The sequence below is a fragment of the Phyllobacterium sp. UNC302MFCol5.2 genome, assembly GCF_000686005.1.
In the GTDB taxonomy this organism is placed as follows: domain Bacteria; phylum Pseudomonadota; class Alphaproteobacteria; order Rhizobiales; family Rhizobiaceae; genus Phyllobacterium; species Phyllobacterium pellucidum.
The window spans coordinates 1494303-1506400 of sequence record NZ_JMLL01000010.1 but is presented as its reverse complement, the minus strand read 5'-3'; the positions used below and the strand labels follow the sequence as shown (position 1 = coordinate 1506400).

Here is a 12098-nt window from a genome sequence, read left to right as displayed (position 1 = left end):
AGGCTAAAGGTCACCCTTGCGAACAAGCTTGCCTTCTTCGGCCTTGTGGAAATATTGCGAGCAGACGAGCCAGCCCTTCAACGGCCGCAACAGGATCAGGCTGCCGAGCAGCGTCAGCGGCAGTGTCGTGATGAGATGCAGCCAGATCGATACTTCGTAGGTCGTCTGCAGCCACAGCGCGAAAAGCATCGCTGGAACAGCAACGATCGTCATGGCGAAGAAGGCGGGCCCGTCGGCGGGATCGGCAAAGGAATAGTCGAGACCGCAGACCTCGCAGGACGGAGCAAGTTTCAGGAAGCCATTGAACAAATGCCCCTGCTGGCATTGAGGGCACCGTCCGAGAATGCCTGTCTTCATCGGATTCTCTGTCGCATGATAGTGAGCGTCTGACATTTGCGTGGCCTTTCGCGGCTGCAGATTGTACGGCACCTACACCCATACAAATAATCGATGTTTAAATTCAATATACGCCGTTTTCGCGAAACTTAAAGCCACGGTTGAGCAATAGCGACAAAATGGCTTGCTATCCTGCAACATCTCACCTAGTTGTATGGAACATATATCCATACAATTAGGTGACCTAAATGGCATGGAAGCCCCGAATTGCTGTTGACGCCCGCTACAAGCACCAGGGCCTCGCGGATGCATTGCGAGCCGATATTGCTTCCGGTGCCGTCAAATCCGGCGATGCCCTGCCGCCGCAGCGTGAAATTGCGCGCGAACTCGGCGTTGATCTGACGACAGTAACACGTGCCCTTAACGAGGTGCGTCGGTCGGGCCACATCGAGGGCCGCATCGGTTCCGGCACATTCGTAAAGGCGCCTGCCGTTCAGGCGGCTGTGGCAACACAGGCAAATGAACTCGATTTGACCATGAACATACCTCCGCAACCCGCGGACCTGCCCGCCCGCATCGCAAACGGCATTGGCGCCCTTCTCGCCAATGGACAAAACCGGCTGTTGTCCTACCAGGAAACGGCCGGAAGCGCGTCGTCCCGAGCGGCGGCAGCGTGCTGGCTCGCTCCGCGTCTCGGTGCTGCGCCCGAAAAGGATCGCCTCGTCGTTGCCGGCGGGGCTCAGAGCGCCCTATTTGCCGTCTGCAATCTCCTCGGCCCCGGCACAACCATAGCGGCGGGGGCGGCAACCTATCCGGGACTTAAATCTGCAGCGTCATCCCTTGGTCTCAAGCTGTACCCACTCGCCATGGATGAGGCCGGCATTACGCCAGAAAGCTTCGAGGAATGCTGCCGCAATGAGCCGCCCAAGGCGCTCTACATTATTTCGTCCATTGACAACCCGACCACCGCGACGATGCCGCTTGCGCGGCGGCGGGCCATTGCTGCAATCGCCGCTCGCCATGGGGTAGCTGTCATCGAAGACGATCCCTACGCGGAACTGCTCGACAAGCCGATACCGGCGCTAGCAACGCTCGCCCCCGACCTGACATGGCACATCGCCACATTGTCGAAATGCGTAGCTCCGGCACTGCGCATTGCTTTCGTCGCCTGTCCTTCGGCGCTCGATGCCCTAAAGCTTGGTTCCAGCCTGCGTGCCAGCAATCCGGGTCCATCGCCGCTGCTCACCGCGCTCGCGGCCGATTTCATTCAGACGGGAACGCTCCGTGAGATCGCGACCACCATCAGATCGGAAAGCCGGGAACGCCAGGCCCTCGCGGCACGGATTCTTAAAGACTGGACCTTTAGAGCCGAACCTGGCGGACATCATCTCTGGCTGTCGCTGCCACAGCAATGGCACGCCGGAGAATTTGCCGCGCTCGCCATTCGCTCCGGGCTGGGTGTCGTGCCAGCCTCGGCGTTCAGCATCGGGGCACCAAGCATGGAAGCGGTCCGTGTTTCCCTCGGCGCTGCCCCCGACAGGACCAGATTGGAACAGGGTCTGGTCCTGCTGGATCGCCTTCTGCGCGAGCCGAAGTTCAGCCCTGGTATGATTGTATAGGCGCTGCGACGGTTCTCAGAACAAAGAGCCCTGAGCGGTTATCGGATGAAATGTTGGACGGGTTGCCGTAGCGGCGAAGGTGCGGTGCTCAAGGTCAATGAGGAACCGCTTGCGCCGCTGGCCGCCGCCATAACCCGTCAACGATCCATCCGCACCGATGACTCTGTGGCACGGAACCACGATAGCGACGCGGTTCTGGCCATTGGCGGCGCCGACAGCACGGCTGGCATTCGGGCGGCCCATAGCGCGTGCCATCCCTCCATAGCTCCGGGTCTGGCCGTAAGGTATTTCCCGCAGCCGCTCCCAGACTTCATTCTGGAACGCATTCCCCGGCAGGACGAGCGGCGTTTCAAATACGGTCAATTCCCCCGCAAAATAAGCAGCAAGCTCCGACTCGATCTGATCGAGGACTGCATTTCGCCCCGGCTCGATCATATAGCCATAACGTCGTTGCAACTCATCGACTTCCGAGGCAAGTGCAGGCCGGTCAGCAAATTCGAGCAGGGACAGCCCTTCGCCGCTTGCCATGGCGATCATTGGTCCAAGCTGTGTTTCGATCGTGTCGCGAAGTAAGAGCCTGATCATGTAGCGACCTCCTGATTCGGTCCAGATCGTACCATTCTGCCGAGGCCAGCCAATCCGATTCCTGTCAGGAGTGCGCCGCCGCCGATGCCACGGTCACAGTGGTGCCGGCGGCGTGAAGCGCCTGCACAATGTCGCCCGGGGGATCGCGGTCGGTCACAAGTTCGTCGATGCCGTTAAAGTCGCAAACCTGTACAAGACCGCGCCGTCCGAACTTTGATGCGTCCGTTATCGCTATTGTCCTTGCACCACGCGATAGTACCGTGCGGGCAAACTCTGCCTCTTCGAGGTCGTAGTCCGTTATGCCTCCCGGCGCGTCGAGCGCGCCCACCGAGATGACCGCATGGGCAACGCTGAAGCGGCTGACGAATTCGATAGCGGATACCCCAAAGGCGGCGCCGCTATCGCTGCGCAATTCGCCGCCCGCCATGAACACCCTGTTGCCGTTTACCGTTGCGAGCGTGCGCGCAATATCGGAGGAGTTCGTGACCACCGTCAGGTTGCGGTGCTGCAGCAACTCGCGGGCAAGAAAGCTTGTCGTGGTGCCTGTATCGAGCATCACCGACTCACCATCGCGGATTGTCGCTGCGACCCATTGGGCAATCACGCGCTTGGCGCTCGCATTTTCGCGCATGCGCATCTCGAACGGCGCCTCGCCAATATGCTGCGGCAACCCGACGGCGCCATGGATGCGCGTGAGAACGCCCGAGTCCGTCATGGGCTTGACGTCGCGCCTGATGGTTTCGAGCGAGACGCCGAGCTTGTTGGCAAGATCGGAGATCGAGATCGTGCCTTCCTCTTGCAGTAACCGCCGAATTTCGCCGCGCCGCTTTGCACTCATGCCAAAACCTCAAAATTTGATGCCTAAGCCGCACCATTACCACATATTTTACCAGTATCAGGCGATAAAGCCACATTATGCCACATAAATATGTTGACAGATGCGCGAACTTGGCAGACGATCCCATCAATGGGGTTGGTGGTAGTGCGCGGTTAGACTGGCTCACCATGAGGAGAGCCAATCCTTGCAGGTACCCAAGATACCGCGAGGATCCTGAGTGAAAGTCTTTGCCATAGACGGATTGCCTGTTACCGGAGAGTCCACAACCTTCAGGGGACAGGTTGCCTTCCTCGTGGTGAGTCAGTCTGACCGCGCACTTTTTTTCTGCTCGCCGACCGGCGCATTCCTGCCGGGCCATACACGGTAGGCGTCGCCAATGGCTCCCGCGCCTGACGTGCACCCTGGTGAGCCCGTAGCGCGGCGCATTGCGGCGCTTCCCATCTGGCAAGGCGAGATAAGCATTGCCCTTTTGAAGGGCGGCATCAGCAATGAAAGCTATGTGGTAGAGGATGCGAGCCGCAAATATGTGGTGCGCTTCGGCACGGATTATCCCTTTCACCACGTGTTCCGCCAGCGCGAGGTGATGACCGCGCGTGCTGCGTACCTTGCCGGATTTGCTCCGGAAGTCTTTCACGCCGATGACGGCGTCATGGTGACGGCATTCCTTGGTGCTCGAACCTATGACGCCCGCGATGTGCGCGCCAATATTCCGCGAATTGCCGACATGGTCCGCCAGTTCCATACGCGCATGCCTGAACATATTCGCGGACCGGGATTCATGTTCTGGGTCTTCCACGTCATTCGCGACTATGCCCGCACGCTGGAAGCCGGCAAAAGCCGCTTGGCGCATCAACTTCCCGCCTATCTGGCGATCTCCGACGAAATGGAGGCGGCGCAAAAACCCCTGCCGATCATCTTCAGCCACAATGATCTTCTCCCTGCCAACATCCTCGATGACGGGGAAAGACTGTGGCTCATCGATTTCGAATATGCCGGGTTCTCGACGGCGATGTTTGACCTTGCGGGACTGGCCTCAAACGCAGGGTTCGATGCAGAGGAGTCCGAGGCATTGCTGGATGCCTATTTCCGGGCGAGGCCCGATACCGCACTGACCCGCGCGCACGCCGCCATGCAATGCGCCTCGCTGTTGCGCGAGGCGATGTGGAGCATGGTCTCGGAACTGCATCTGAAGGCGCCAGGTGTCGACTACGTCGCCTACACGACCGAGAATTTACAGCGGCTGGACGAGGCGCTGGACCACTACAGAACATTATACGGAAAGACCATATCATGAGCATGCCAACCCATGCGCAGATCGTCGTCATCGGCGGCGGCATTATCGGCTGCTCGACAGCTTACCATCTCGCCAGGGACCACAAGGCGGATGTGGTTCTCCTCGAAATGGGCCAGCTGACGTCCGGCTCGACCTGGCATGCGGCGGGACTTGTCGGCCAGTTGCGCTCGTCGGCCTCGATCACGCGGGTTCTTAAATATTCCGTCGACTTGTACAAACGCCTCGACGCTGAAACCGGTCTCGCCACCGGCTGGAAGATGACCGGGTGCCTGCGCCTCGCCACCAATGAAGATCGCTGGACCGAGTTTCGCCGGCTGGCGACCACTGCGCGCAGCTTCGGCATGGACATGCATCTGCTTTCCCCGCAGGACGTTAAATCCATGTTCCCGCTAATGGAGGCGGGCGATCTCATAGGCGCGAGCTGGTTGCCGACGGATGGTCAGGCGAGCCCTTCGGACATCACCCAATCGCTGGCCCGCGGCGCGCGCATGCACGGCGCCAAGCTCATCGAGAATGTCCGGGTCACCGGATTTGAGATGGACGACGGCCGCATCGTCAAGGTGAAGACCGACAAGGGCGACATCGCCTGTGAGAAGGTCGTCAACTGTGCGGGCCAATGGGCGCGGCAGGTAGGCGAAATGGCCGGCATCAATGTGCCCCTGCAGCCGGTCAAGCATCAGTACATCATCACCGACAGGATCGAGGGCCTGTCTGCCGATGCACCCACGATCCGCGATCCCGACCGCCGTACCTATTTCAAGGAAGAGGTCGGCGGGCTGGTGATGGGCGGCTATGAACCGAACCCACAGGCCTGGACGACGGCCGACGTGCCGAATGACTGGCAGTTCCGCCTATTCGACGATGATTTCGACCATTTCGAGCAACACATGGTCCAGGCCATCGATCGAATACCCGCCATGGCAAACGTTGGTGTGAAGCAGATGATCAACGGGCCGGAAAGCTTCACCCCCGACGGCAATTTCATTCTCGGTATCGCACCCGAATGCGCCAACATGTTCGTCGGCGCCGGCTTCAACGCCTTCGGCATCGCCTCGGGTGGCGGCGCCGGCTGGGTGCTGGCGCAATGGGTGGTCGACGGGGAATCGCCGCTTGATCTTTGGGCCGTCGATATCCGCCGATTTTCCCATCTGCACCGCGATCGCCAGTGGGTGCTCGACCGCACGCTCGAAGCCTATGGCAAGCATTACACCATCGGCTTTCCCCATGAAGAATACACGTCAGGCAGACCGGCCGTCGTCTCGCCGCTCTATGATCGCCTCAAGCAGCATCGCGCCGTGTTCGGCTCGAAGCTTGGATGGGAGCGGCCAAACTGGTTCGCACCTGAAGGGACTTCGGCCGAGGACATCTATTCCATGGGCCGGCAGAACTGGTTCAAGGCCGTCGGCGACGAGCACCGGCACGTGCGCGAGAAAGTCGGCATCTTCGATCAGTCGTCGTTTGCCAAGTACGAGCTTAGCGGCAAGGATGCCGGCAAGGCGCTCGACTACATCTGCGCCAACGACATCTCGAAGCCAGTCGGCCGGCTTACCTATACGCAGATGCTCAACACGCGCGGCGGCATCGAGTGCGACCTGACCGTGGCGCGGCTGACGGACGACAGGTTCTACATCGTCACCGGTACCGGCTTCCGGACGCATGATTTCGCCTGGATCCGGGATCATATCGGCAGCGATCTCGATGCGACGCTTGAGGACATTACGGAGTGCTTCGGAACGCTCTCATTGATGGGGCCGGACGCGCGCAACGTGCTGGCCAGGGTGACGACAAGCGACGTTGGCAATGCCGCCTTCCCGTTCGGCCACGTGCGCGAGATCGACATCGCCGGCACCACGGTCCGGGCGCTACGGGTTACCTATGTGGGCGAACTCGGCTGGGAATTGCACGTTCCAATCGCCGCGACCGGCGCTGTGTTCGATGCGCTCATGCAGGCGGGCGAGCCTTTCGCCATCAGGCCGGTAGGTTACCGCGCGCTCGAATCGCTGCGTCTCGAAAAAGGCTATCGCGCCTGGGGCAGCGACATCACCCCCAATGACTCCCCCTTTGAAGCCGGCCTGGGTTGGGCGGTCAAGCTCAAGAGCAACACCGATTTTCTCGGCAGGCAAGCAGCGGAGGCCACGCGCAATGCCCCGCTCGGGAAGCGGCTCGTCGGGATCACGGTTATCGACAGGGACGTCGTTCTGCTTGGACGCGAAACGATCCTGCGCAATGGCGAGCCGGTGGGCTATCTCACCAGCGGCGGCTTTGGCTATACCGTCGATAGCCCCATCGGTTACGGCTACATCCGCAATGCAGAAGGTGTCGACGACACATTCCTCGCCGAAGGCAAGTACGAGCTCATTGTCGCCAACGAGCCATTCGCCGCAAAGGTCCACATCGAGCCACTTTACGACCCACGCAATGAGCGAATAAGAGCCTGAAGCGGCGCACGAAGATGTGTTCCCTGCCGCTTTCCGCCGGGGCTTGACATTAATCCTGGACAAGACCAAATGACAGCGCGCTGGGTCGCTCGTTTGCGCCCAACGTATCTTTCAACCGGAGTTTATCTCTAATGCCCAACGACGACAGTCAAAGTCGATTGTTTGCGCTGTCATCGGCGATCGTGGCCTGTTGAGAGATCAGCTCGCCTCGGTCCCCGTGACGGCGGATCGACAGAAAGGCGAGCAAAATGAACGACCTTCGCTTTACCCAAGGTGTGGTTGATGCCGGTTCGGCACCGGCCGCAACCATTGCCGAACAGCTGGCAACCATGCAGGCTGCCGATGCCGTCGAGCTTCTCAACGAGCTCGAACAGAACGATACCGTCGGCATCATTGCCGAGATGCCGCGCGACCATGCGGTGCTCATCCTTGACCAGCCGGAATTGCATTCGGCAGGCGCCATCATCGAGGCGCTTCCCGACGTCATCGCATGCGAACTGCTCGACGCCATGTCGGCAGACCGCGTCACCGATATCTTCCATGAACTCGATGCCGAGGCGCGGGACCGGCTGTTTCCAGGCCTTGGCCCCGAAACCCAGCAGGCCCTTGCAAAACTGCTGCGCTATCCGCCCCATACAGCTGGCAGCCTGATGACGACCGAATTCGTCAGCGTCCCCGCCAACTGGAGCGTTGCGCGCACGCTACAACATATTCGCGAAGTCGAACGGTCCCGCGAGACGGTCTACGCCATCTATGTGATCGATCCGGAGAACCGCAGCCTGCTGCGCGCAGTGGCCCTTCGCCGCCTGATCGCCAGCGAGCCCGAAGCCTCGATCATGACCGTGGGCCGCGACGTTGCGCCGGTCACCGTGGGACCGCTTACCGATCAGGAGGATGTCGCTCGGCTGTTCCGCAAGCACGACCTCCTCGCCGTTCCCGTAGTCAATGACGGCAACCAGATCATCGGCATCGTGACCGTCGATGATGTGATCGACGCCATGACCCAGGAGATGACCGAGGATACGCTGAAGTTCGGCGGCATGGAGGCTTTGAACAAGCCCTATATGCAGATCGGCTTTCTCCAGATGATCCGCAAGCGCGCGGGCTGGCTCGGCGTCCTTTTCCTCAGCGAAATGCTGACGGCGAGCGCGATGCAGCACTTCGAGGGCGAACTCGAGAAGGCCGTTGTGCTGACCCTGTTCATCCCGCTCATCATGAGTTCAGGCGGGAATTCGGGCTCGCAGGCGACCTCTCTCTTGATCCGCGCCCTTGCCTTGCAGGAGTTGCGGCTGAAGGACTGGTGGCGGGTCGCGCTGCGGGAACTCCCGACCGGCATCGTGCTCGGCACTTTCCTTGGCCTGATCGGCGTCATTCGCATCTCGACGTGGCAGATGCTCGGCCTCTACGATTATGGCGTCCATTGGCATCTCGTCGCGGCAACGGTCGGCACGGCCCTTGTCGGCATTGTCACTTTCGGGTCGCTGGCCGGCTCCATGCTGCCGTTCATCCTGCAGAAGATCGGTTTCGACCCGGCGAGCGCCTCTGCGCCCTTCGTGGCAACGCTTGTCGATGTCACCGGCCTCATCATCTACTTTAGCATCGCCCTGATGATCCTGTCGGGAACATTGCTTTGAAACTGCGCGCGGCGGACGGTTCTCGTTCGCCGCGCACGACCCCCGCGCAGAAGCGCATCTGCATGGCTGCAATGCAGCCCCCAAATGCTTTGACCCCTTTCGCAATTGCGAAAAAACATGTATGGAGCGCGCAAATGTAAAGCGGCGCATCATATGTGGCGTCCCTAATCTTCCAAAGAGAACCCAATGAAACTGCGCAACATCGCGATCATCGCACACGTTGACCATGGCAAAACCACGCTCGTTGACGAACTCCTGAAACAGTCCGGCAATTTCCGCGACAACCAGCGCGTCGCCGAGCGCATGATGGATTCCAACGACATCGAAAAGGAACGCGGGATCACCATTCTCGCCAAGGCCACGTCGGTCGTCTGGAAGGACACGCGCATCAACATCGTCGACACGCCCGGACACGCCGATTTCGGCGGCGAGGTCGAACGCATTCTCAGCATGGTGGACGGCGCGATCGTTCTCGTTGACGCTGCCGAAGGCCCGATGCCGCAGACGAAATTCGTCGTCGGCAAGGCGCTGAAGGTGGGGCTCCGTCCGATCGTCGCGATCAACAAGATCGACCGCCCCGACGCGCGCCACGAAGAAGTCGTCAACGAAGTCTTCGATCTCTTTGCCGCTCTCGACGCGACCGACGAACAGCTCGACTTCCCGATCCTCTACGGTTCCGGCCGTAGCGGCTGGATGGCCAAGAACCCGGAAGGCCCGCAGGACCAGGGCCTTGCCCCGCTGTTCGACCTCGTGCTTGAGCACGTGCCGGAGCCGACCGTCGGCGACGGCCCGTTCCGCATGATCGGTACGATCCTTGAGGCCGATCCGTTCCTCGGCCGTATCATCACCGGCCGCATTCACTCCGGTACCGTAAAGTCGAACCAGCAAGCCAAGGTTCTCCATGGCGACGGGACGCAGCTCGAAACCGGCCGCATTTCCAAGATCCTGGCTTTCCGCGGTCTTGAACGCCAGCCGATCGAAGAAGCCCAGGCAGGTGACATCGTTGCGATCGCCGGACTGCAGAAGGGCACCGTGGCTGATACCTTCTGTTCACCGGAAGTTACCGAACCCCTGCAGGCGCAGCCGATCGATCCGCCGACCGTCACCATGTCGTTCATCGTCAACGACTCGCCGCTTGCCGGCACCGAAGGCGATAAGGTCACGAGCCGGGTCATTCGCGATCGCCTGTTCAAGGAGGCCGAGGGCAATGTTGCGCTGCGCATCGAGGAATCGAGCGACAAGGATTCGTTCTACGTATCTGGCCGCGGCGAATTGCAGTTGGCGGTCCTGATCGAGAACATGCGCCGCGAAGGCTTCGAGCTTGGCGTGTCGCGTCCGCGTGTCGTCATGCAGAAGGACGAAAATGGCAACATGCTCGAGCCGATCGAGGAAGTTCTCATCGACGTCGACGAAGAATATTCCGGCACGGTCGTGCAGAAGATGTCGGAGCGCAAGGCCGAGATGGTCGAGCTGCGCCCCTCCGGCGGCAATCGCGTACGCCTCGTCTTCCACGCGCCGACGCGCGGCCTCATCGGCTACCAGTCGGAGCTTCTGACCGACACGCGTGGCACCGCCATCATGAACCGCCTGTTCCGCGCCTATGAACCCTACAAGGGAGAAATCGCCGGCCGCAACAACGGCGTTCTGATCTCGAACGATCAGGGCGAGTCGGTGGCCTTTGCCATGTGGAACCTCGAAGATCGCGGCCCGATGATCATCGACGCTGGTGTCAAAGTCTATGCAGGCATGATTATCGGCATTCACTCGCGTGACAACGATCTCGAAGTCAACGTGCTGAAGGGCAAGAAGCTCACCAACATCCGCGCCGCCGGTAAGGACGAGGCCGTCAAGCTGACGCCACCGATCCGCATGACGCTGGAGCGCGCCCTGTCATGGATCCAGGACGACGAACTCGTCGAAGTCACGCCGAAGTCAATCCGCCTGCGCAAGCTCTACCTCGATTCCAACGAGCGCAAGCGCTTTGAAAAGAGCAAGACCGCCGGCGCGGCATAAGCCAGGCGGACCAAATATGCAATTGCAAGGGCGGCCACTTGGTCGCCCTTTCTTTTTCGTGAACTCAGCCGAATTTCGGTCGCGATCCCAGTTGCCCAAGGTCGGCCCTCGGGTCTATGGTTAAGAAACCATGAACACCCATGTGATCGAGATAAGACGGGCTGAACTGGCCGACGCCGAGGCGATTTCGGACATTCATGTTGCCGCCTGGAGAGGTGCCTATACCGGCATCATTCCACATCGCGCGCTCAATACCATGCTGCAGCGCCGCGGATCGGCGTGGTGGGCGCGCGCCATCCAGCGCTCGACGCAAATTCTTGTCGCGGACATTGGCGGCGTGGTGGCCGGCTATGCGACCCTCGGACCAAATCGCGCAAGGCAATTGCCGCAGAAGGGCGAGGTCTACGAGCTCTATATCAGGCCGGAATATCAGGGTTTTGGCCTGGGCACACGCCTTCTCGGTGCGGCAAAGCGCAGCCTGGTCGACCAGGGGATGAAGGGACTGGTCGTCTGGGCGCTCGAAGACAATGGCCTCGCCACCTCATTCTACGAGGGCGCCGGCGGCCGCGATGTCGCCGAAGGCGTTGAATGTTTCGAAGGCAAGACCCTGAAGAAACTCGCCTTCGTGTGGAATTGACGGCTTCCGCAATGCCAGCCGTTAAGACTGAAGTCGCTAAACTTCTTTACCGGCTGCAAGGCCGGCCTCTCATGCGCTCGCCGCGGCTCAGGCGACGCTCTTGTTGCGCCGGCTCCTAAAAGTCAGTACAGCACTCCCAAACCAACAAGGACTTTGAAAATATGCGCATCGATGCCATTCCTGTCGGCAACAATCCTCCCGAAGACGTCAACGTGATCATCGAAGTTCCGGTCGGCGGCCAGCCGATCAAGTACGAACTCGACAAGGATTCCGGCGCGCTGTTTGTCGATCGCTTCCTGCACACGCCGATGACTTATCCGGGCAATTACGGCTTCGTACCGCACACATTGTCGGACGACGGCGACCCGATCGACGTTCTTATCTGCAACACGCGCGCGCTCATGCCGACCAGCATCATCAATGTCCGCCCAATCGGCGTCCTCGTCATGGAGGACAATAAGGGCCAGGACGAGAAGATCATCGCCGTTCCCTCGCCCCACCTTACCCTTCGCTACGAGAAGGTCCACAACTACACCGACTTGCCGGATATCACCCTCAAGCAGATCCAGCACTTCTTCGAACACTACAAGGATCTCGAGCCCGGCAAATGGGTGAAGATTGGTGACTGGGGCGATGAAGATGCCGCCCGCCAGCTCATCACCGAGGCCATGGAGCGCCACAAGGCCAAGACCGCCTCGTAAAAA

At 60.3% G+C, this 12098-nt stretch carries 10 protein-coding genes; 7 read left to right on the top strand and 3 right to left on the bottom strand.

What is annotated here, in order from left to right; all coding sequences use genetic code 11:
• Positions 1-3: 3 nt before the first annotated feature.
• Positions 4-393, bottom strand: a complete 390-nt coding sequence (locus BR48_RS0109275) for a DUF983 domain-containing protein (protein WP_027231046.1) — start codon at positions 391-393, stop codon at positions 4-6.
• Between the two features lie 191 nt (positions 394-584).
• Here BR48_RS0109275 and BR48_RS0109270 point away from each other — a divergent pair, with 191 nt between their 5' ends.
• A complete protein-coding gene (locus tag BR48_RS0109270; RefSeq protein ID WP_036813600.1) occupies positions 585-1955 on the top strand; it encodes a PLP-dependent aminotransferase family protein in 1371 nt (456 codons plus the stop codon).
• 15 nt (positions 1956-1970) lie between these two features.
• On the opposite strand, the gene BR48_RS24195 is transcribed toward BR48_RS0109270, so the two are convergent.
• The gene (locus BR48_RS24195; RefSeq protein WP_051614714.1) at positions 1971-2540 is read right to left on the bottom strand and encodes a methylated-DNA--[protein]-cysteine S-methyltransferase; all 570 of its coding nucleotides are present in this window, start codon (positions 2538-2540) and stop codon (positions 1971-1973) included.
• Between the two features lie 64 nt (positions 2541-2604).
• On the bottom strand, positions 2605-3378 hold the full coding sequence (locus BR48_RS0109260) for a DeoR/GlpR family DNA-binding transcription regulator (RefSeq protein WP_027231044.1): 774 nt from the start codon (positions 3376-3378) through the stop codon (positions 2605-2607).
• 376 nt (positions 3379-3754) lie between these two features.
• Here BR48_RS0109260 and BR48_RS0109255 point away from each other — a divergent pair, with 376 nt between their 5' ends.
• From BR48_RS0109255 to ppa, 6 genes are all read left to right on the top strand, one after another.
• Complete coding sequence (locus tag BR48_RS0109255) at positions 3755-4672, top strand: phosphotransferase (protein ID WP_051614712.1); 918 nt, start codon at positions 3755-3757, stop codon at positions 4670-4672.
• The gene (locus tag BR48_RS0109250) at positions 4669-7110 is read left to right on the top strand and encodes an FAD-dependent oxidoreductase (protein ID WP_027231042.1); all 2442 of its coding nucleotides are present in this window, start codon (positions 4669-4671) and stop codon (positions 7108-7110) included. The genes BR48_RS0109255 and BR48_RS0109250 overlap by 4 nt, the downstream gene beginning before the upstream one ends.
• A 248-nt stretch (positions 7111-7358) precedes the next feature.
• Positions 7359-8744 (top strand): magnesium transporter, encoded by a 1386-nt coding sequence (mgtE, locus tag BR48_RS0109245; RefSeq protein WP_027231041.1) that lies wholly within the window; start codon positions 7359-7361, stop codon positions 8742-8744.
• Between the two features lie 186 nt (positions 8745-8930).
• Entirely contained in the window at positions 8931-10757 is a 1827-nt protein-coding gene (gene typA, locus BR48_RS0109240) for a translational GTPase TypA (protein WP_027231040.1), read from the top strand.
• A 130-nt stretch (positions 10758-10887) separates the two neighbouring features.
• On the top strand, positions 10888-11394 hold the full coding sequence (locus BR48_RS0109235; RefSeq protein WP_027231039.1) for a GNAT family N-acetyltransferase: 507 nt from the start codon (positions 10888-10890) through the stop codon (positions 11392-11394).
• Between the two features lie 161 nt (positions 11395-11555).
• Entirely contained in the window at positions 11556-12095 is a 540-nt protein-coding gene (gene ppa, locus BR48_RS0109230; protein WP_027231038.1) for an inorganic diphosphatase, read from the top strand.
• Positions 12096-12098 lie beyond the last annotated feature (3 nt).